This is a genomic window from Rhodobacter sp. P1_C2 (genome assembly GCF_056406375.1).
In genome coordinates this window covers 108,944-129,616 of the sequence record NZ_JBFUAG010000013.1, presented here as the reverse complement: position 1 = coordinate 129,616, position 20,673 = coordinate 108,944, and the positions used below count along the sequence as shown (strand labels likewise).

The 20,673-nt window shown below is 66.1% G+C and carries 20 protein-coding genes; 11 read left to right on the top strand and 9 right to left on the bottom strand.

The window, feature by feature from the left end; all coding sequences use genetic code 11:
- Window positions 1-59 precede the first annotated feature (59 nt).
- The gene (locus tag AC1DZT_RS20310) at window positions 60-386 is read right to left on the bottom strand and encodes a DUF6280 family protein (RefSeq protein WP_477999622.1); all 327 of its coding nucleotides are present in this window, start codon (window positions 384-386) and stop codon (window positions 60-62) included.
- A gap of 211 nt (window positions 387-597) precedes the next feature.
- On the opposite strand from AC1DZT_RS20310, the gene AC1DZT_RS20305 reads away from it, so the two are divergent.
- Window positions 598-1,434 (top strand): inositol monophosphatase family protein, encoded by an 837-nt coding sequence (locus AC1DZT_RS20305; RefSeq protein ID WP_478008467.1) that lies wholly within the window; start codon window positions 598-600, stop codon window positions 1,432-1,434.
- A 136-nt stretch (window positions 1,435-1,570) separates the two neighbouring features.
- On the opposite strand, the gene ygfZ is transcribed toward AC1DZT_RS20305, so the two are convergent.
- Genes ygfZ through AC1DZT_RS20290 form a run of 3 tightly spaced genes read right to left on the bottom strand, consistent with a single transcriptional unit; the run spans window position 1,571 to window position 4,794 of the window.
- On the bottom strand, window positions 1,571-2,317 hold the full coding sequence (ygfZ, locus tag AC1DZT_RS20300) for a CAF17-like 4Fe-4S cluster assembly/insertion protein YgfZ (RefSeq protein ID WP_478008466.1): 747 nt from the start codon (window positions 2,315-2,317) through the stop codon (window positions 1,571-1,573).
- Between the two features lie 51 nt (window positions 2,318-2,368).
- Window positions 2,369-4,108 (bottom strand): ABC transporter ATP-binding protein, encoded by a 1,740-nt coding sequence (locus AC1DZT_RS20295; RefSeq protein WP_478008465.1) that lies wholly within the window; start codon window positions 4,106-4,108, stop codon window positions 2,369-2,371.
- The gene (locus AC1DZT_RS20290) at window positions 4,105-4,794 is read right to left on the bottom strand and encodes a tyrosine-protein phosphatase (RefSeq protein ID WP_478008464.1); all 690 of its coding nucleotides are present in this window, start codon (window positions 4,792-4,794) and stop codon (window positions 4,105-4,107) included. Before AC1DZT_RS20290 ends, AC1DZT_RS20295 begins: the two co-directional genes overlap by 4 nt.
- A 197-nt stretch (window positions 4,795-4,991) precedes the next feature.
- Between AC1DZT_RS20290 and AC1DZT_RS20285 the strand changes: the two genes are divergently transcribed.
- Window positions 4,992-6,191, top strand: coding sequence for a pyridoxal-phosphate-dependent aminotransferase family protein (locus tag AC1DZT_RS20285; RefSeq protein ID WP_478008463.1), 1,200 nt, complete (start codon window positions 4,992-4,994; stop codon window positions 6,189-6,191).
- Window positions 6,192-6,207: 16 nt separating this feature from the next.
- Here the strand turns inward: AC1DZT_RS20285 and AC1DZT_RS20280 are convergent, their stop codons facing one another.
- The 5 genes from AC1DZT_RS20280 to AC1DZT_RS20260 are packed head-to-tail and all read right to left on the bottom strand — an operon-like array spanning window position 6,208 to window position 9,510.
- Window positions 6,208-7,596 (bottom strand): hypothetical protein, encoded by a 1,389-nt coding sequence (locus tag AC1DZT_RS20280; RefSeq protein ID WP_478008462.1) that lies wholly within the window; start codon window positions 7,594-7,596, stop codon window positions 6,208-6,210.
- Window positions 7,593-7,997 carry an ExbD/TolR family protein gene (locus AC1DZT_RS20275; protein WP_478008461.1) on the bottom strand — a complete coding sequence of 135 codons (405 nt, stop codon included), beginning with the start codon at window positions 7,995-7,997 and terminating at the stop codon, window positions 7,593-7,595. Before AC1DZT_RS20275 ends, AC1DZT_RS20280 begins: the two co-directional genes overlap by 4 nt.
- Complete coding sequence (locus tag AC1DZT_RS20270; protein WP_478008460.1) at window positions 7,994-8,425, bottom strand: ExbD/TolR family protein; 432 nt, start codon at window positions 8,423-8,425, stop codon at window positions 7,994-7,996. The genes AC1DZT_RS20275 and AC1DZT_RS20270 overlap by 4 nt, the downstream gene beginning before the upstream one ends.
- Before the next feature lie 12 nt (window positions 8,426-8,437).
- Complete coding sequence (locus tag AC1DZT_RS20265; RefSeq protein ID WP_478008459.1) at window positions 8,438-9,058, bottom strand: MotA/TolQ/ExbB proton channel family protein; 621 nt, start codon at window positions 9,056-9,058, stop codon at window positions 8,438-8,440.
- Window positions 9,055-9,510 (bottom strand): hypothetical protein, encoded by a 456-nt coding sequence (locus AC1DZT_RS20260; RefSeq protein WP_478008458.1) that lies wholly within the window; start codon window positions 9,508-9,510, stop codon window positions 9,055-9,057. The genes AC1DZT_RS20265 and AC1DZT_RS20260 overlap by 4 nt, the downstream gene beginning before the upstream one ends.
- 413 nt (window positions 9,511-9,923) lie before the next feature.
- On the opposite strand from AC1DZT_RS20260, the gene tssA reads away from it, so the two are divergent.
- The 9 genes from tssA (at window position 9,924) to tssH (ending at window position 20,654) form a co-directional block, all read left to right on the top strand.
- On the top strand, window positions 9,924-10,973 hold the full coding sequence (tssA, locus tag AC1DZT_RS20255; RefSeq protein WP_478008457.1) for a type VI secretion system protein TssA: 1,050 nt from the start codon (window positions 9,924-9,926) through the stop codon (window positions 10,971-10,973).
- Window positions 10,974-11,061: 88 nt separating this feature from the next.
- Window positions 11,062-11,565 (top strand): type VI secretion system contractile sheath small subunit, encoded by a 504-nt coding sequence (gene tssB / locus AC1DZT_RS20250; protein WP_478008456.1) that lies wholly within the window; start codon window positions 11,062-11,064, stop codon window positions 11,563-11,565.
- A gap of 3 nt (window positions 11,566-11,568) precedes the next feature.
- Window positions 11,569-13,059 (top strand): type VI secretion system contractile sheath large subunit, encoded by a 1,491-nt coding sequence (tssC, locus tag AC1DZT_RS20245; RefSeq protein ID WP_478008455.1) that lies wholly within the window; start codon window positions 11,569-11,571, stop codon window positions 13,057-13,059.
- Window positions 13,060-13,150: 91 nt separating this feature from the next.
- Complete coding sequence (locus AC1DZT_RS20240) at window positions 13,151-13,657, top strand: Hcp family type VI secretion system effector (RefSeq protein ID WP_478008454.1); 507 nt, start codon at window positions 13,151-13,153, stop codon at window positions 13,655-13,657.
- Between the two features lie 77 nt (window positions 13,658-13,734).
- Window positions 13,735-14,529: a type VI secretion system accessory protein TagJ gene (locus AC1DZT_RS20235; protein ID WP_478008453.1), complete on the top strand. Its 795-nt coding sequence runs from the start codon at window positions 13,735-13,737 to the stop codon at window positions 14,527-14,529.
- 7 nt (window positions 14,530-14,536) lie between these two features.
- A complete protein-coding gene (gene tssE / locus AC1DZT_RS20230; RefSeq protein WP_478008452.1) occupies window positions 14,537-15,034 on the top strand; it encodes a type VI secretion system baseplate subunit TssE in 498 nt (165 codons plus the stop codon).
- Window positions 15,034-16,914 carry a type VI secretion system baseplate subunit TssF gene (tssF, locus tag AC1DZT_RS20225; protein WP_478008451.1) on the top strand — a complete coding sequence of 627 codons (1,881 nt, stop codon included), beginning with the start codon at window positions 15,034-15,036 and terminating at the stop codon, window positions 16,912-16,914. Before tssE ends, tssF begins: the two co-directional genes overlap by 1 nt.
- Window positions 16,878-17,930 (top strand): type VI secretion system baseplate subunit TssG, encoded by a 1,053-nt coding sequence (tssG, locus tag AC1DZT_RS20220; protein ID WP_478008450.1) that lies wholly within the window; start codon window positions 16,878-16,880, stop codon window positions 17,928-17,930. Before tssF ends, tssG begins: the two co-directional genes overlap by 37 nt.
- Entirely contained in the window at window positions 17,931-20,654 is a 2,724-nt protein-coding gene (gene tssH / locus AC1DZT_RS20215; RefSeq protein ID WP_478008449.1) for a type VI secretion system ATPase TssH, read from the top strand.
- Window positions 20,655-20,673: the final 19 nt, after the last annotated feature.

Genomic DNA, 20,673 nt, shown 5'->3' with positions numbered 1-20,673 from the left:
CGCCCCGAGGGACGCGCTTTTGTTTTGCCGATACTTGTCTTGGCTGAACTTGGAAGAGATCAGGCAGCTTCTGCCTGATCCAGCTCCAATGCATGGCGACGTTCGCTTTCTTCCCGCGACAGCGCCACCGAGGTGCGAACCCCTTTGCCAACGAAATCCATCAGGCCCTTGACCACGCGCTCGTTCGGGTCGATCCCGGCGCATGACAAAACCTCACGCCCGTCACGCGACCGCGCCCAACGCGCGATCTGATCCGGGCCATTGCCGTATTTCTTGTCGTCGGCAATTGCATCGTCCAGCGCAGCCAGAACCACGGCCGCAAAAAGCTTGCGGGCGCGCTGTCCTTGTTCAAAGTTGAAGGCAGTGCTGTCTATGAAATCGGCCATCTTGCGTCCTACTTCTTGCTCTTGTCTTTTCTGACGTTCCGCGCTTGTAACGATTTGAAGACGATTCGTCATCCTCGTCGCGACATGTCTGTCATGCGTTTTATGCATGGCTCGTGTCAAGCATCGCGTATCTTGTTGACGCCCCGGGGGACCTCCCGCGATATATAGGGGGGTTGAGGTCGCAATCAAGGTTTCGAGAAGGTTTTAAGCTGTGCCAGACCAGGACGCCCCCATCCCCGCCGCCACCCTGCGCGAGGCGGTCCGCGCCGCGGCACGCGTTTGCATTCTGCCCAGGTTTCGGGCGCTAAGCGCCGGAGATGTCGCAGAAAAGAGCGGACCGAACGATTTGGTCACCGTCGCCGATACCGAGGCCGAGGCCTTCATCGCGGCGGCCCTCGCCCGCGATTGGCCGGGCGTGCCGGTGCTGGGCGAGGAGGGGGTTGCACTGGACGCAAGGCTCCGGACCGCGATGGGAGAGGCGGATCTGGCGGTGATCCTCGACCCGGTCGATGGCACCTGGAACTTCGCGCGCGGCCTTGCGATCTTCGCCGTGCTGCTCGCCGTGGTGAAACGGGGGCGCCCGGTCTGGGGCCTGCTCTATGATCCGATCTGCGACGACTGGATCGAAGCGGCGCGCGGCGAGCCCACCACGATGACCACCCGCCACGGCACCGTGCCCCTGCGCACCGCGCCCGCAAAACCGCCCGCGGCGTTGAGTGGCTACCTGCCCCTGGGCCTTTACCCGGCCGAGGCCAAGAGGGCCGGGGCGCTGGCAGGGCTGGCCTATGCCCGCGTGACCAGCCTGCGCTGCACGGCGCATGAATACCGCACCCTGGCGCAGGGCCATGTCGATTTCCTGCTGTCAAGCCCAGAGCCCCACCCCTGGGACCACGCGGCAGGGGCCCTGGCGGTGGAGGGCGCGGGGGGCGTGGTCCGCTTCCTCGACGGCGGTGCCTATGACACGGCGCGGGTCAAAGGCACGCTCCTCGCCGCGAGCTGTGAGGCCGTCTGGCAGCAGGTCGCCCGGGATTTCGCGGCACTGGCTTGAGGAATCTTGTTCCGGACAACCGATTTTTCTGCGAAAAATCGGGGCGCCAACCCTTGATTTTTCGCAGAAAAATCGTGACCCGCCCCTTTCGATTTTTCGACGAAAAATCGCGACTCCGCCCATGGCCGCCCGCAGATCAGAGCCGCGTCACCCGCGCCGTGCCGGCCCACATCTCGCCCTCGGCCTTGTCGAGCCGCAGATGGGCGATCGCCCGTCCGCCGCTTTGGGTGAAAAGCCGCCCCACCTCGCGCCCCTCGGCCAGGATCGACGTGCCGACCGGGGCCGCGCCCGCGATGGCGACCTGTGCCAGGCCCTTGCGCAGTTCGGTCTTGTGCTTCATCCGCGCCGTGACCTCCTGGCCGACATAGCAGCCCTTGCGGAAGTCGACGCCATGCAGGCGCTCGAAGCCGGATTCCAGAAGATAGCTGTCGTCGGGGAGAAGCTCGATCCCGGTCTCGGGGATCAGATGCGCGACGCGGATCGCGTCCCAGTCGACCGAGGGCGTCTCCATCGGGGCGCCGTAGAAGCGCCAGCCCATCGCGTCATGCCGCGGGTCGGGCAGGGCGCCGGGCGGCGCATCGCCGAGGCTGCGGCTGACCACCCAGTCCGAGGGCGTCAGGCTGACATCGGCGCGCAGGCGGTACAGGGTCAGGCGGCGCAGCGTCGCATCAGCCAGCGCCTCGGGCAGGTCGAGGAACAGCGCGTTGCCGATCCGGCCCACGAAGAAATCGGCCAGATACTTGCCCTGCGGCGTCAGGAGGGCGGTCCAGACGAGGCCCGGCCCCTTGGCCAGGGGCAGAACGTCATTGCTGACAAGGCCTTGCAGGAAGCTCAAAGCCTCCTTGCCGCCTAGGGTTACGATCCTGCGGGTTCTGTCGGTCATGCACGGTCTCCTGAGCCCCAGATATAGGCCAAGGCGGCGCAGGGGGAAGCCCTATTCCTTGAACTGCAGCCGGTAGAGGTCGGCATAAAGCCCGCCGCGCGCCAGAAGCTCGGCATGGGTGCCGCGGTCGACGATCCGGCCCTGGTTCATCACCAGGATCGTGTCGGCGGCCTGGATCGTCGAAAGCCGGTGCGCGATGACCAGGGTGGTACGGCCGGCGCGCAGGCGGTCTAGCGCCTCGGTCACCAGAAGTTCGGTCTGGCTGTCGAGTGCCGAGGTCGCCTCGTCCAGCAACAGGATCGGCGCGTCGCGCAGCACGGCGCGGGCGATGGCGATGCGCTGGCGCTGGCCGCCCGACAGGGCGGTGCCGCGCGGGCCGGCGGGGGAGGCGGCACCCTGCGGCATGGCAGCGACGAAATCGGCATGGGCGAGGCTGAGGGCGCGGCGCAGGCCCTCCTCGGACTGATCCTGCGCGCCGAGCCGCACATTGGTGGCGATCGGCTCGTCGAACAGCGCCGAATCCTGGCTGACCACGGCGAAAAGGCTGCGCAGCCCGGCGAGGTCGAGCTGGCGCAGATCCGTGCCATTGATGGTGACCTGCCCGGCATCGGGATCGGCCAGTCGTGTCAGCAGGTGGAACACCGTGGTCTTGCCCGCGCCCGAAGGCCCGACCAGCGCCGTGACCTTGCCAGGCTCGGCCACGAAGGAGATATCGTCCAGCACCCGCGTCTGGTCATAGCCGAAGGAGAGGTTCCTCACCTCCAGCAGCAGGGGGCCGGCGGCGGGCAGGGGCAGCGGGTCGCGCGGCGTGGTGATCTTCGGCACCTCGTCCAGAAGGCCCCTGATCCGCTCCAGCGAGGCGCGGGCGGCGGCCCATTGGCCGGACACCGCGCCCAGCCGGCGCAAGGGTTCGAAGACCAGGCCCATCGCGGTGAAAAAGCTCATGAAGGCGCCGATGGTCTTGGTGCCGGCGATGATCTCCATCCCGCCATAAAGCATGACCCCGGCGAACCCCAGCGCCGCCACCACGTCGATCAGCGCCGGGATCGCGGCGGAGGAGCGGTCCGAGCGGAACTGCGCGGCAAGGTAAGCATCGAGCGCCTTGCGGTAGCGCCGGGCCTCCTGCGGTTCGGCACCGGAAAGTTGCAGGGTGCGGATGCCGTGAAAGGCCTCGTCCAGCTGGTTGGACAGAACCCCCGCCGCGCCGCGCGCCGCCCGCGCCGTGCCGCGCACCCTGGCTTGCAGGCGCGAGATCGGCCAGGCCAGCAGCGGCACCCCCGCCACGGCGATCAAGGCCCATCGCCAGTCGATCAGCACCGCCACCGAGGCGAGCGAGACCAGCGAGATCACATCCCGCCCCAAGGCCTGCAGGATCGGCGTCCAGAGGCTGCGCAAGCTCGCGGTGTCGCCGCGCAACCGCTCCATCAGCAGCCCGGGCGAATGGCGCAGGTAAAAGCCAAGGTCCAGTTGCAGCGCCCGGGCCAGCATCGCGGCCTGCATCTCGGCCCCGATCCGTTCGGACTGGCGGGCGAGGATGACCTTCTGCGCATAGCCCGCGAGCGCGCGCAGCACGAAGACCCCGCCGACCGAGGCCGCCACCTGCGCCACCACGGCGAAGGAGGCCCCGGCATGGACCTCGTCGAACATCGGCCGCACGAGGTAGGACAGGCCCCCCGTCGCCGCCCCCTCCAGCGCCATCAGCCCCAGCGCCAGAAGCATCCAGCCCTTGCGCTGGCGCAGGTGATCGCGCCAGAGCCAGGCCAGAAGCCGCCTCACCGGGATCGCCGTCACGCCCTGGCCCCCTTGCGTTTCGCCTCATAGGCGGCCTTGATCCGGTGGCGGTCGTAATCCTGCTCCAGCCATTCGCGAAAGCTGCGGCCCCTGGCCTCGGCCTCGTAGACATCGAGGATGAAGTCCAGAATGCCCGTCGCGGTGGATTTGAGGTGCAGGTAGCGCAGGCTCAATTCTTTGCGCGCCTCGGCGAGGGGGCGCTTTTCGACCTCCAGGAGGTAAAGCGCCGCGACCAGCCCGGTGCGATCGGCACCGGATTTGCAATGCATCAGGAACGGCTTCTGGATGGTCTTGAAATGGTCGAGGATCGCCAGAAGCGCCTCGCGCGGCGGGGCGTTGCGGGCCGAGAGGGTGACATCGACCAGCGTCAGGCCCATCTCGCGGCAGATCTCTTCCTCGAACAGGTAGAAGCCCTGTTTGACCTTGCCGCGCAGGTTCATCACCGATTTCAACCCCAGATCGCGCGCATAGGCCCGCAGCCGTTCGGGCGAGGGCTGGTTGGCGCGAAAGACGCCGGGGGCGACCTGGCCGAGGTTGGTCCACAGACCGCGCAGGAAGGCGTGGTCGATCAGCATGAAATGCCACCAGGCGGCGCGCCGGGCCTCCGGCGTCGAGATATCGGTGCCAAAGGCCGTGGTCAGCCGGTCCTGCAAGGCCAGCATCCGCTTCTTCAATGCGCCAGCCATGGGATCCTGAATGCTGCCAAAACTCCTGCCCATCTAGTCGCTTTGCCTCTGTCTATCAAGCGGCGCGGCAGAGGGGGCGGGGCGGACGACGCAGATGGGCCACAGGGCGATCTTCCGGGCCGGATTGTCAGGATACATGGCGGACGTTGACCCTGCCTGCGCCTGCGGCTAGCCCTTGTGCAAACGGAGAGAACCCCATGTCCCTTGCCAATGGTCGCGCCTATCTTGCCATCCCCGGCCCCTCGGTCCTGCCCGACCGGGTTCTGGCCGCGATGCAGCGCCCCTCGCCCAATATCTACGCCGGCGCCTTGGTCGAGATGGTGCAGGGCATGTGGCCCGATCTGAAGGCGCTGGCGGGCACCAAGGGCCATGTCGCGGCCTATATCGCCAATGGCCATGGCACCTGGGAGGCGGCCAATGCCAACCTCTTCTCGCGCGGCGACAAGGCCCTGCTTCTGGCCACCGGCGTCTTTGGCCATGGCTGGGCCACGGCGGCGCGCGGGCTTGGCGTGGCGGTGGAGATCCTCGATTTCGGCACGACCGTGGCCATCGACCCGGCCAGGGTCGAGGCGGCGCTGCGGGCGGACCCTGCGATCAAGGTGGTGATGATGACCCATGTCGACACCGCCTCTTCGGTCAAATCCGATGTGCGGGTGGTGCGGGCGGCGATGGACGCGGCGGGGCATGATGCGCTGCTGGCGGTGGATTGCGTGGCCTCGCTGGGCTGTGACGAATTCCGGATGGATGACTGGGGCGTCGATGTGATGCTGGGCGCCAGCCAGAAGGGCTTGATGAGCCCGCCCGGCATGGGTTTTGTCTGGTTCAACGACAGGGCACGGGCGGTCTGTGCCGCCTCGGATGCGCGCAGCCCCTATTGGGACTGGACCCTGCGCGCCAATCCGCAGGAGTTCTGGCAATACTGGTTCGGCACCGCGCCGACCGCGCATCTTTATGCGCTGCGCGAAAGCCTGACGATGATCCTGCAGGAAGAGGGGCTGGAGCAGGTCTGGGCCCGCCATGCCGCTTTGGCCCGCACCGTCTGGGCGGCCTTCGACGCCTGGGGCGAGGGCAATCCCGCGATCTGCCTGAACGTACCCGACCCCGCCGCACGCGGCCATTCGGTCACCGCCGCCCGCTTTGGCGCGCCCGACGCCACGCGTCTGCGGCAATGGACCGAGGCCAAGACCGGCGTCACCCTCGGCATCGGGCTTGGCATGGCGACCCCCGCCGACCCCGAGGCCACGGGCGCGCTGCGCGTTGCCCATATGGGCCATGTCAACGCCCATATGACGCTGGGCGTGCTGGCCGCGATGGAGGCCGGGCTGACCGCCCTTGCCATCCCGCATGGCAGCGGCGCGCTGAATGCCGCAGCGGCAGAGATCGCCCGCAGCGCCTGAACCCTTCCACCGGGGCCTATTTCGCCTTGGTCGCGACCATGAAATAGACCCATTCGCCCTTGAACTCCGGGTCCCTGGCCCGGGCCTCGGCGACGCGGGTCTTGAGCCAGGTCAGGTAAGGCTCGGCCGGTTCCGACAGGGGGCGGTCGCCCTCATAGAGAGGCGCCGAGGCTGCGAAGGCGGCGGCGATCTCCTGGCCATAGGGCGGGCCGATGGTGATGTTGAGGAAGGGCTCGCCCGCATCCGGCGCCCCGACATGCAGCGCGGATTTGGCCGGGCGCAGCTTCAGGGGCACGGTCTGGTTCGGCACGAGGTGGATGACATTGCCGCCGGCATCGAAGAAATCGACATAGACATAGGCGTCGTAATCGGGCGCGGCGAGGTCGAGGACCATGGTCTGGCCTTGGGTATAGGAGAAGGTCCGCGCCTGGGCATCGGCCCCGATCAGGCGGGGGTTGGTCAGCTGGTCCTGGCTTTGCGGCAATCCGACATCGGCAATGCCCGACAGCGCGCCACATTGCGGGCGCGGCAGGATCATCATCGCATCCTCGACCTTGATGCCCTGGCCAAGCTGGGCCTGCAGGGCTGCGAGCAGCGGCGCCTTCATCGCCGGGTCCGGCACATGGCCGCGCAATTCCAGGCTGCCGGTGGCAGGGTTGAACTCGGCCTGAAGGCGCGAGCAGGGGGCGGCGTTCAGCAGCGCCTGCAAGCCGTCGTGGACGTCATCGGCCTGGGCCGCGGCATCGCCCGGCTTCATGAAGGAGGCGATGGCCTTGAGCGAGACCGGGTCGATGGTGCCGCCATCGCCGCTCCAGGCCAGGGTGGCGGTCATGGCCTGCCCGGTGGCGGCGGCGGGGGCGAGGTCTTCGGCCTGGGGCGGGGCGGCAGGGGCGAGGTCGCCTCCGACCGGTGCGGCCTGCGCCAGCGCGCCTTGGGCCGGCGCGGCTTCGGTGAGGGGGGGCGCGGGGGTTTGCGCCGCGGTCACCGGGGGCGGTGCGGCGGCGGTCAGGCTTTGCGCGGGGGCGGGGCTGGCCTTGGTCACGGCGGGCGGCGCAGCCGGGGCGAGGGCCGTGGCGGGGGGCGGCGCGGCCCTGGCCGTGGTTTGCGGCAGGGCGGCGGGTTGGGCAGAGCTGGTCTTCACCACGCCCTGGGCGGCGGTCTGGCCCTGCGCCGATTGGCTTTCCGCCTTGGCGCCGGCGCTGTCCTGCGGCTTGGCCTGCGATTGTTCCACCGCCTGGGTCTCGATCCGCAGGGCCGATTTCGGCAGCGGCTGGTCGGGCACGGCATGGGGGTGCATCACCGCCAGAAGCAGCGCCACGGCCCCGGCATGGGCGGCCAGCGACAGGACAAGACCCGCGCCATAGCCACCGATGGCCGGGCCCGGCGGGGCCGCCTGCGCCGTCATGGCACCTCCGGCGAGACGATGATGGCGACATCCTTGGCCCCGGCATCCTCCAGCCGGTTCACGAGGCCAAGGATGATGCGCAGGGGCGTGGCGCGGTCGGCGTTGATCCGCAACAGGGCATCGGGGCTGGCGGCAAGGCGCTGCTTGATCGCAGGCTCCAGCGCGGCGTTTTCTAGGGGCGCACCGTCCAGCGCCAGGGCGCCCTCGGTGCCGACCGACAGCGTCATGCCGCCGCCGGGCAGGTCGGTGCCGGTCTGGCCATTGGGCGGCAGCACGCTGAAGGGGGCGGTGGCGTCCAGCCGCCCGACCATCATGAAGAAGACCAGCAGAAAGAAGGTCACGTCGATCAGCGCCACGACGGATTCACGCTCGGTCCGGGGGGCTGGGCGGCGCAGCTTCATTTCTGCGCCTCGATCCGCACGACCTTGACCCGCGTCGCCCCGGCCTGGGTGACCAGATCCATCACCCGGATCAGGCTTTGCAGATCGGCCGCCCCCGAGGGGAAGAGGAGGACCGGCGTCAGGGGCTCGCGGGTCAGGGCGGCGCGGATGCGGTCGGAAAGTTCCGGCAGGCTCAGCGTCTGGCCCGCGATGCGCACCTGGCCCTGGGCGTCGATCCGGATCAGGATCGTGGCGGGGGCGGCGGTGGTGGGGGGCGCTGTCGCGGCATCCGGCACGGCCTCGGACTTCTGCAGCGCGGGCACCATGTCGAGGTTGAGGTAGCTTGACGTGATCATGAAGAAGAACAGAAGAATCATCATCACGTCGATCATCGAGACGACCGACAGCGCGTTGCGGCGAGGTGGCGGGCGGCGCAGGGTGAGGGCCATCCTTGCCCCCTTTCAGCGGTGGCTGAGGGCGAGCAGCCGGCCCACCGCGCTTTCGATGCGGAGCGCCGCCGTCTCGACCCGGCCCGCCAGCAGATTGGCGGCCACGGCGGCGGGAATGGCCACGATCAACCCGCCGGCGGTGGTGATCAGCGCCTCCCAGATGCCGCCGGCCAGGACCGAGGCATTGGCCGAACCTTGGGCTGCCGAGAGGTCCTGAAAGCTCTTGATCATCCCCAGAACGGTGCCGAGCAGCCCCAGCAGCGGTGCGATCATCGAGATGAGGTCCAGAAGACGCAGCCAGGAGGACATGACGGCCACCTCCTCGTTGCCGCGCCGCGTGGTCTCGGCCTCGACGGCGGGCAGGGGCAGGCCCGCGGAAAGGCCCTGCATCGCGGTCAGAAGCACGCGGTCGGCGGGGGCGCGGCCGCGGGCGGCCTCGGCCATGGCGGCGTCGCGCTCGCCGGCAAGAAAGCGGTCGATCGCCGCGTCACGCGCCTTGGCGCCGCCGGTTGCGGGCCGAAGCTGGATCACCTTGGCCACGATCAGCATCAGGCTCAAGAGCGACAGGCTGATCAGGATCACGATCACCGGCCAGCTGGCGGCGGGGATATTGGCCAGAACCGCCCCCATCATTCCACCAAGGCAGCAGGCGTGCGGCTTTTCAGGTCGATGAACGGGAAGCAGTCGGTCGCCTCGCCATTCTGCGGCTTGCAGACCGGGATGTCATGCAACAGCACCGAGGAGATGTCGGCGCAGGCGATCTGCGGGATCTCGAACAGCTTCAGCGTGGTGCGGGCGACGGGCAGCGGGGCGGCGTCGATCGACAGGAGCCGGTCGATCACCCCTTCCTTGTTGAAGATCGCCAGCGACATCTGGAAACCCTCGAAAGAACTGCCGGTGTCATTGCGGAACAGGAAATAGGCGCGGCAGCCGCCGCCGGAGATTTCCTCGAACTTGTTGAGCTCGACCGCGAGCTTGCCCCCGGGCACCGGGGTTTCCGCCCGCGCCGGCAAGACGGCAACCGGCAGCGCCAGCGCCCCGGCACAGAGGACCGCCACGACCTGGCCCAGCATCCTTCTCAGCATTCCTGATCCCCCATGGTCGCGGCGCGACGAAAGGCCGCCTTGCCGCGCGAGTGAACGCCCGATGCCCCGATTCCGTCAACGGCAGAATGCAGAGCCGGGTTTTTGGGCACAGGTGGGGAACGGGACTGCCTTCCAGCGTGAAAATTCTGTAAAATTTTTCTGCGGCCCCGTTAAATGTCGAAGCTAAGCCAGCCAAACCGAAGGGAAAAGCCTCGATCCTCCACGAGACGATTGACAGAAGGGGATAACCTGACGTCATAGTGGGCGCAATTATTGCGACTGCTCGTTTAGCTTTTGGATCGTGTTTTCTACCAGTTGCCCTACGAAGGATCCCGCGCCCCTTTGTAGGGTCCGCGTGGTGGCGCCGGGAAAAATGATACGAGGCCTGGAATGAACCGGGTCGGGGGGGTTGGATGGATTTGGACGCGCTTCTTGCCGCCCGCGAAAGCGACGGTGCAAGCGGTGAAAATCTCGAATACGACTTTGATTTCATGGAGTTGCAGCGCCTGTCTGCGCCCGGTGAAGAACGTCAGGCCGGAAACGAGATCCTTGCCGCCGAAGAACCCGATTTCAAGGATGTCGAAGCGCGGGCTCTGGCCATCCTGGAGCGTGCGCATGATCTGCGCGCCGCCGTCATCCTCGCCGATGCCAGGCTGAACACCAAGGGTCTGCCCGGTTTCGCCGATGCCGTGGCCTATGTCCGCGGCGTGCTGGAACAGCATTGGGACACCTGCCACCCCGAACTTGACGCCGATGACGACAATGACCCGACGATGCGGATCAATGCGGTGGCGGGGCTGAACTCAGCCCTGACGCTGCGCTATCTGCGCCGGGTGCCCCTGACGCAAAGCCGGACATTCGGGCGGATCACGCTGCGCGATATTCTCGTCTCGACCGGCGAGATGCCGGTGCCGGACGGCGTGGACGCGATGGAGCGCAGCGCGATCTCGGCCGCCTTCAGCGACACCGCGGCCGAACTGGTCACCAACCTTCTCGCCTCGGCCCGGCAGATTCAGGCGGACCTCAAGGCGATCGAAGGGGTGTTTTCCGATCAGACGCCGGGGCAGGGACCCGGCCTCGATGATGTCCGCAAGACCGTGCATCAGCTGGTCCGCCATCTGTCCGACCATGCCGCCACCGAAGCGCCCGCCGAGGACGCGGCGGATGAGCCGGTCGTGGAGGACGATTTCCCCGACAGCGCCCCGGCGGCGCCGCGCCGTTCGGGCGGTGGCCCGCTTGGCGCTGTCGACACGGCGCAGGATGCCCGCGCCGCGCTGGACCGGGTGATCGACTATTTCAAACGCAACGAACCCTCCAGCCCGGTGCCGATCATCCTGGAACGCGCCAAGCGTCTGGTCGGGGCGGATTTCCTGACGATCATGAAGGATCTGGCCCCCGATGGTCTGGGGTCGGTGATGAACATCGGCGGGATCAAACCCGGCGACGACGATGATGATGACTGAGCCGGCCTGCGATGGGCCGGCAAATCTTAGCTAATTCCCGATCCCCAACTCACCAGATCAACCAGAAACTCAGGTCAAGGAGCGTTTCATGAGCACGAGTTCGCAGAAGTTTATCGCGCGGAACCGGGCGCCCCGGGTCCAGATCGAATATGACGTGGAACTTTATGGCGCGGAAAAGAAGGTCCAGCTGCCCTTCGTCATGGGCGTCATGTCCGATCTGTCCGGCAAGTCCGAGGAGCCGCTTCCGGCCGTGGCCGATCGCAAGTTCCTGGAAATCGACATCGACAATTTCGACGACCGGATGAAGTCGATGAAGCCGCGCGCCGCCTTCCAGGTGCCCAACACGCTGACCGGCAAGGGCAATCTGGCCGTCGACATCACCTTTGAATCGATGGACGACTTCTCGCCCGCCGCCATCGCCAAGAAGGTCGAACCGCTGCGCAAGCTGCTCGAGGCGCGCACCGAACTGTCCAACCTGATGACCTACATGGACGGCAAGACCGGCGCCGAAGAGCTGATCGCCAAGGTGATGCAGGACCCCTCGCTCCTGAAATCGCTGGCGGCCACGCCCAAGGCCGAAGGAGAGGAATGATCCATGGCTGAGACTTCGCAAACCGGCGCCGCAGCCGGCGTACAGACCACCGAACTGTCTGATTTCTCCTCGCTCCTCAACAAGGAGTTCCGGCCGAAATCGGACCAGGCGAAAACCGCCGTCGAAAGCGCCGTCAAGACGCTGGCCGAGCAGGCGCTTGCCAATACCGCGCTGATCTCGGACGACGCGCTGAAGTCGATCCAGAGCATGATCGCCGAGATCGACAAGAAGCTGACCGAACAGGTCAACCAGATCCTGCACCACCCCGATTTCCAGCAGTTGGAAAGCGCCTGGCGCGGGTTGCACTACCTGATCAACAACACCGAGACGGACGAGAACCTGAAGATCCGCGTCATGAACATCTCCAAGAAGGACATGTCCAAGACGCTGCGCAAGTTCAAGGGCACCGCCTGGGACCAGTCGCCGATCTTCAAGAAGCTCTATGAAGAGGAATTCGGCCAGCTTGGCGGCCAGCCTTACGGCACGCTGATCGCCGACTATTACTTCGACCACTCGCCGCCCGATGTGGAACTTCTGGGCGAGATGGCCAAGATCGCCGCCGCAGCCCATGCGCCCTTGATCACCGGGGCCAATCCGACGCTGTTCCAGATGGACAGCTGGACCGAACTGGCCAACCCGCGCGACCTGACCAAGATCTTCCAGACGCCGGAATATGCGGCCTGGACCTCTCTGCGCGAGTCGGAAGATTCCAAGTACATCGGTCTGGCGATGCCGCGCTTCCTCGGCCGTCTGCCCTATGGCTCCAAGACCGACCCGGTCGAGGCCTTTGCCTTCGAAGAAGAAACCGACGGCACCGATCACGAGGCTTATGGCTGGGTGAACGCGGCCTACGGCATGGCGGTGAACATCAACCGCAGCTTCAAGGAATATGGCTGGTGCTCGCGCATCCGCGGTGTGGAATCGGGTGGCGCGGTGCAGAACCTGCCGTCCCATACCTTCCCGTCGGATGACGGCGGCGTCGACCAGAAATGCCCGACCGAGATCGCCATCTCCGACCGTCGCGAGGCCGAACTGGCCAAGAACGGCATGATGCCGCTGATCCACCGCAAGAACACGGATGTGGCCGCCTTCATCGGCGCGCAGTCGTTGCACAAGCCGGCCGAATACGACGACCCGGATGCGACGGCCAACGCCAACCTCGCGGCCCGTCTGCCCTATCTTTTCGCGACCTGCCGCTTTGCGCATTACCTCAAATGCATGGTTCGCGACAAAGTCGGCTCTTTCAAGAGCCGGACGGCGATGCAGTCCTGGTTGCAGGACTGGATCAACAAATACGTCGACTTCAACGCCGAAATCTCGTCCGAGTCCGAAAAGGCGCGCAAGCCCCTGGCCGCCGCCGAAGTCGTGGTCGAGGAGGTCGAGGGGAACCCGGGTTATTACACCTCCAAGTTCTTCCTTCGCCCGCACTACCAGCTGGAAGGCCTCAGCATCTCCTTGCGTCTGGTCTCCAAGCTGCCGTCCGAGAAAGGCTGATCCTTCGGGATCAGCCCCCCCGCCTGAATTTAACCCGTCACCCGGACAGCCCGCGAGGGCAGGGCGACACAAGTAGAGAGGAAACAGGAAAATGGCTGCTACGTTATTTGTTTGTATCGGTGAGCCGAAGAAGCCCGAGATCATCGGCGACGCCATCGAAAAGAACCACAAGGACTGGATCGTGGTGGAATCGATCGGGTTCGGGCTGGAGCGTCACTCGGAACAGGAAGGTGGCGTGATCACCCGTGGCTTCGGCAAGGCCGTTTTCAAGGACGTGACCTTCGCTTCCGAGTTCGGCCGTCACACCATCGACCTGATGTTCCACGTCGCCGGCGGCAAGCGCCTGAAGAAGGTCATCATCCACCAGTGCAAGGCCGACGAGGACGCCGCCGTGGCGCTCGAGCCCTATATCATCTGGACCCTGGAAGATGCCCAGATCAACACCTATGGCGTGAACGCTTCTTCGGATGACATTCCGAAGGAAGACTGGGCGATCCGCGCCGCCAAGGTCGAGATCGAGTACAAGTATCCCAAGGGCGGCAAGCTGCAGACCTACAAGAACTTCAAGTGGGACATCGGCGCCGGCGAAATGGGCTGATCCTTCTTCTGACATGCTTTCCGGCGCCGGGAATTACCCCGGCGCCGGAAGGGTCCTTAAAGCGGAGTACGCAGGCCATGACGCCCGAAGACCTCTTGAAATCCGGCGATCCGGCTGGCGCACTTGTGGCGTTGCAGAACCTGGTCAAGGCCAAGCCCGCCGATGCCAAACTGCGGATCTTTCTCTTTCAGCTGCTCTGCGTTCTGGGCCAATGGGACCGCGCGATCCGTCAGCTGAAGGTCTGTGGCGAGCTTGACCCCGGGGCACTGCAGATGGCGCAGGCCTACCGCGAGGCGATCATCTGCGAAGTCTACCGCGAAAAGGTCTTTGCCGGCACCAAGGCGCCCCTGGTATTTGGCGAGCCGCAGGAATGGCTGGCCTGGCTGATGGAGGCGCAGAAGCTTCTCGCGCAGGGTGAGGTTCAGGCCGCAAGTGATTTGCGCGCCAAGGCTTTCGACGCCGCCCCCGCCTCTGCCGGCGACATGGATGGCACGCGGTTCGAATGGATCGCCGATGCCGACATGCGCTTTGGCCCGGTGCTGGAGGCCATCGTCAACGGTCGCTATTTCTGGATTCCCTTCGCCCAGATCCGCGCCATCACCTTCGACCCGCCGACCGATCTGCGCGATGCGGTCTGGACGGCCGCCAACCTGACGCTTGCCAACGAGGGCAAGGTCGTGGCGCTGATCCCCTCGCGCTATCCTTTCTCGGGGCAGAAGGGCGATCCGGCCGAAAAGCTGTCGCGCGCCACCTCCTGGACCGATGCCGGGGCCGAGACCTTCACCGGCCTCGGACAGAAGCTGCTTTCGACCGATCAGGGCGACGTGGCCTTGCTGGATGCAAGGCTGATCTCGTTCGACTCAGGGGAATAGGTGCGCCATGGCGGACAAGATGATGTCCGAGCGGCTGCAACCCTCGCTGCTCGACCGGCTGACCGACGACGACCCCACCACGCTGACCGAAAGCCGCGAGGCGCGGGTCATCGACATCCGCCGCCTGCGCGACATCGTGCAGCGCGATCTGTCGTGGCTCTTGAACACCAATGACGCCGCGACCTGGATCGATGCCGAAAGGCACCCCCTGGCCGCCAGATCGGTGCTGAACTACGGCGTGCGCGAGGTGGCGGGGGATTTCGCCTCCAAGGACCGCGCCTCGGTGATCCGCAAATCCATCGCCGCCGCGATCGAGAATTACGAGCCGCGCATCCGCAAAGGCTCCACCCATGTCGAGATCCGCAGCGAGAACATCGCGCGCAACACGGTGATTTCCTTCGATATCCGCGCCGACATGTGGGCCGAACCGATCCCGATCGAACTGTACCTGCGCTCCTCGGTCGATGTGACGACCGGGCAGGTTTCGCTGGAAAGGTCCGGTTGATGGATACGCGGCTTCTGGCGCATTACGAAAGCGAACTGGCCTTCCTGCGCGACATGGGGGCGGAATTTGCCGCGGCCTACCCCAAGATCGCCACCCGTCTGGGCATGGAAGGCATGGAGGTGCTGGACCCCTATGTCGAGCGCCTGCTGGAGGGCACGGCCTTCCTGTCGGCCCGGGTGCAGCTGGCGCTGGAGATGCAGTTTCCCGCCTTCACCTCGAACCTGCTGGAGATCGTCTATCCGCATTTCCTCGCCCCGGTGCCCTCGATGATGATCGTGGCTTTCGAGCCGGATCTGGGCAATGCCGGGGTGAAGGACGGCTATGTGATGCAGCGCGGCGCAAGGTTGCGCTCGCGCCAGATCGACGGCGAGCAGACCGCCTGCATCTTCCGCACCGCCGCCGACCTGACGCTCTGGCCGATCGAGCTGGTCGAGGCGGAATATATCGACAGCCGGGGCGGTCTTGTGGCCGCCGGGGTCAGCCGCGACACGCCGGCGCGGGCGGGCATACGTCTGCGCCTGCGCCGGCGGGATGGCGGGGCGATGAAGGACCTGCCGATGAACGCGCTGACCCTGCATCTGACCGGGCAGGCGAGCGAGCCCTGGGTCCTGCACGAGGCGCTTTGCACCAAGGTCACCGGCATGGTCGGGCGCTCCACCGACCGCCGTGCCGACTGGACCCAGCCCCTGCCGGGTGCTGCAAGCCGCCCCAAGGGCTTCAGCCGCGAAGAGGCCCTCTTGCCCACCCCGCGCCGCTCGTTCGACGGCTACCGCCTGCTGCAGGAATATTTCGCCATGCCGCAGCGCTTTCACTTCGTCGAACTGTCGGGCATGCGCCCGGCGTTGGCGCGGGCGACCGGGTCGGATGTCGACCTTTACCTGCTGCTCGCCGATACGCTGTCGGACAATGGCGCCTGCGTGCGGCGCGAGAATTTCGTGCTGAACGCGGTGCCGGCGGTCAACCTTTTCGAACGCGCCTTCGACCGCATCCACATCACCACCGCCGACACCGAACAATATGTGACGGCCAACCGCACCGCGCCGCTCGATTACGAGGTCTTCGCCATCACCAAGGTGACGGGGATTTCCTCCAAGACCAACGAAGAGACCGAGTTTCGCGCCTTCTACTCTGCCTCCGACATCACCTCGGCGGGGGAAAGCCATCCGGCCTATTACACGATCCACCGCCGGATGCGGCAGAGGAACGAAAAGGAAAGGCTGCGCGGCGTGCGCACCTCCTACCTCGGGTCGGAGGTCTACCTCAGCCTCGTCGACAGCGCGCAGGCCCCCTATGCGGCGGATCTGAGCCAGCTTTCGGTGACCGGGCTGTGCACCAACCGCGACCTGCCCCTCTTGTTGTCCACCGCCGGCAAGGACGCTTTCCATCTGCCCGACGGCGGCCCGGTCCTGTCGATTTCCTGCATCGTCTCGCCGACAAGGCCGCGCCCGACGATTGCGCAGGGCGAGACGGCCTGGCGGCTGATCAGCCATCTCAGCCTCAATTACCTGTCGATCACCGACCGCGAGGGCGGGCAGGGCGGGGCCGAGGCGCTGCGCGAACTGGTCGGTCTTTATGCCCCCACCGGCGACCGTGTCATCGCCAAGCAGATGGAGGGGATGCGCGGCGTCTCGACCCGCCCGATCGTGCGGCGGATGACCGACGAGGTGATCTCCACCGCCGTGCGCGGGTTGGAAATCAAGCTCGACTTCGACGAAAGCTTCTTTGACGGCTCGGGCGTCTATGTGCTGGCCTCGGTGCTCGAACGCTTCTTCCGCAAATATGTGACGATCAATTCCTTCACCGAAACCGTGCTGACCACCCAACAACGTGGAGAGATCACCCGATGGCGACCGGAAAGCGGGCTCGGCCGGATGATCTGACGCATTACGCGCAGCTTCGGTCGGACCCCACCAAATACCACCTGTTCCATGCCCTGCGCGTGATCGAGGCAGAGCATGGCGACATGCCGCGCCTGGGCACTTCGCGCCGGGCCGTGCAAGACCCGGTGCGCCTGGGGCAAGAGGCGGAGCTGACCTTTCCGACCTCGACCATCGCCGATTTCACGGTGGAGGCGGGCAAGCCTGCCACCCTGACCAACCGCGCCTTCGGTCTGTTCGGTCCGATGGGCCCCTTGCCCCTGCACCTGACCGAATTTGCCCGCGAGCGGCGGCGCAACCATCGCGACACCACCTTCATCGCCTTCGCCAATACCTTCACCCACCGCCTGATGAGCCTTTTCTACCGCGCCTGGGCCGCGGGCCAGCCCGCACCCTCCTTCGACCGCCCCGGTCAGGACCCGTTCGAGCGCAAGGTGGCGGCGATCTCGGGCTTTTACGGCCAGGGTCTGGCGCGGCGCGACCTGATGCCGGACATGGCCAAGCGCTATTTCGCGGGCCACCTCGCCTCGGGCACCAAGACGGCAGAGGGGCTGGTCTCCCTCTTGCAAAGCTTCTTCGAGGCGCCGGTCCATCTGCAGCAATTCATCGGCTCCTGGCTGGATCTGGAGCCGGATGACCGCTGGCAATTGGGCAAGGCGGCCGGGCTGGGGCAGGGCACCTCGATCGGGACCCGCGTCTGGTCGCGGGCGGCCAAGTTCCGCATTCTGGTCGGTCCTCTGTCGCTGGCCGATTACCGCCGCTTCCTGCCCGGCCAGGGCGCCATCGAACGGCTGGAAGCCATCGTGCGCAACTTTGTCGGCGATGCGCTCGACTGGGATGTCAATGTGATCCTGCGCGCGGCGGAAGTGCCGCGCATGGCCCTGGGTGGCGCCAATGCCGCCCTTGGCCATACGACCTGGGTCGGGGTGCGCCGCGACAGCGGCCGTGACGCCGACGATCTTTACCTTTCCCCGCCGCATGTGCTGCTGCGTCAGCGCCCCCATTCCCGGAGCCATTAAATGAGCGAAATCAGCCGCGTCGCCCTGTTCGGCAAGTTGAACCGTCTGGCCTATCAAGCTGTCGAGGGCGCCACCGTCTTTTGCAAATTGCGCGGCAATCCTTACGTCGAGCTGATCCACTGGCTGCACCAGATCCTGCAAAATCAGGACAGCGACATTCACCACATCGTCGAACATTACAAGGTCGACCCGGCGCGTCTGGTGGCCGACATGCAGCGTGCGCTGGACGCTCTGCCGCGCGGTGCCTCCTCGATCTCCGACCTGTCGGAACATCTGGAGGATGCGACCGAACGCGCCTGGGTCTGGGGCTCGCTGCTTTACAACTCCAGCCAGGTGCGGACCGGTTATCTGATCCTCGGCATGGTCAAGACGCCCGCCCTGCGCAATATCCTCTACACGATCTCGGGCGAGTTCAAGAAGGTGAAGGCCGACGATCTGGCCGAGAATTTCGCCACCATCGTCAACGGCAGCCCGGAGGAGGGCCAGACCGCCACCGATGGCAGCCATGTCGGCACGGGTGCGCCGGGCGAGGAGTCGGGGGCGATGGCCCCCGCTGCGATGGGCAAGGAGGAGGCGCTGAAGAAGTTCTGCACCGACCTCACCCAGCAGGCCCGCGACGGCAAGATGGACCCGATCGTCGGCCGGGATGAGGAAATCCGCCAGGTGGTGGATATCCTGATGCGCCGCCGGCAGAACAACCCGATCCTGACCGGCGAGGCCGGGGTGGGCAAGACGGCGGTCGTCGAAGGCTTTGCGCTCCGCATCGCGCGCGGCGACGTGCCGCCGGCCTTGAAGGAGGCGCGGATTCTGGCGCTGGACGTGGGTCTGTTGCAGGCTGGGGCCAGCATGAAGGGCGAGTTCGAGAACCGGTTGAAATCGGTGATCGAAGAGGTTCAGGCCTCGACCACGCCGATCATCATGTTCATCGACGAGACCCATACGCTCGTCGGCGCGGGCGGGGCGGCGGGCACCGGCGATGCGGCGAACCTTCTGAAACCGGCCTTGGCGCGCGGCACCCTGCGCACCATTGGCGCCACGACCTGGGCCGAATACAAGAAACATATCGAGAAAGACCCCGCCCTGACCCGGCGCTTCCAGACTGTCGTGGTCGATGAACCCTCGCCCACCAAGGCCATCCTGATGATGCGCGGCATCGCCTCGATGCTGGAAAAGCACCACAAGGTGCAGGTGCTGGACGAGGCGATTGCCGCCGCCGTCAACCTGTCGGCCCGCTATATCCCGGCGCGTCAGCTGCCCGATAAATCCGTCAGCGTGCTGGATACCGCCTGCGCCCGGGTCGCCGTCAGCCAGCACGCCGTCCCGGCGGAAGTGGACGACAGCCGCCGCCGGATCGAGGCTTTGGAGACCGAACTGGGCATCATCACCCGCGACGAGACCGCGGGCTATGACGTGACCGAGCGCCGCGCCACCATCTCGGCGGTCAAGGCCGAGGAGGAGAAGCGCCTTGCCGGGCTGACCGAGCGGTGGGATGCCGAAAAGAAGATCGTCGAACAGATCCTCGATTTGCGCGCCAAGCTGCGCGAGGGCGGGGCGGCCATCGACCCCAAGCCCGCCGCGATGGCGGGATCGGAGGCGCCCGATCCGGTTGGCAACTCGCCCCTGACCGACGAACAGCGCGCCGCCTTGACCACGGAACTGCGCGCCAAGAATGACGAGCTGGTGGCGCTGCAGGGCGACCACCCGCTGATCCTGCCGATTGTCGATGCGATGGCGGTGGGTTCGGTGATCGGCGACTGGACCGGGATTCCGGTGGGCCGGATGCTGAAGGACGAATTGCAGACCGTGATCGACCTCGCCTCGCTGCTCTCCAAGCGGGTGATCGGGCAGGACCACGCGATGGAGATGATCGCCAAGCGCATCCAGACCAGCCGCGCCGGGCTCGACAACCCGTCCAAACCCATCGGCGTCTTCATGCTGGCGGGCACCTCGGGCGTGGGTAAAACGGAAACCGCGCTGGCGCTGGCCGAGGTCATGTATGGCGGCGAACAGAATGTCATCACCATCAACATGAGCGAATATCAGGAGGCGCATACCGTCTCCTCGCTGAAAGGTGCTCCGCCCGGCTATGTCGGCTACGGCGAAGGCGGTGTCCTGACCGAGGCGGTGCGGCGCAAGCCCTACTCGGTCGTGCTGCTGGACGAGGTCGAAAAGGCCCACCCCGATGTGCACGAGATCTTCTTCCAGGTCTTCGACAAGGGTGTGATGGAGGATGGCGAGGGCCGCTCCATCGACTTCCGCAACACGATGATCCTGCTGACCACCAACGCCGGCACCGACATGATCATGGATCTCTGTGCCGATCCGGACCTGATCCCGGAACCCGATGCGATTGCCAAGGCGCTGCGCGAGCCGCTTTTGAAGATCTTCCCGCCCGCCCTTCTGGGCCGCCTGGTGGTGATCCCCTATTACCCGCTGTCGCCCGACATGGTGGCCAAGATCACCCGGCTGCAGCTGGACCGGATCAAGAAGCGGGTCGTGGCGGCGCATGGCGTGCCTTTCGAGTATTCCGACGCGGTGGTCGACCTTATCGTCAGCCGCTGCCAGGAGCTGGAATCCGGTGGCCGCATGATCGACGCCATCGTGACCAACACCATGCTGCCCGACATCTCCGGCGAATTCCTGCGCCGGATGATCGCCGGGGGCGAGGTGAACCGGGTCGCCATCGACGTGACGGATGGCAATTTCACCTACAGTTTTGACTGACCAAAAACGGGGAGAAAGT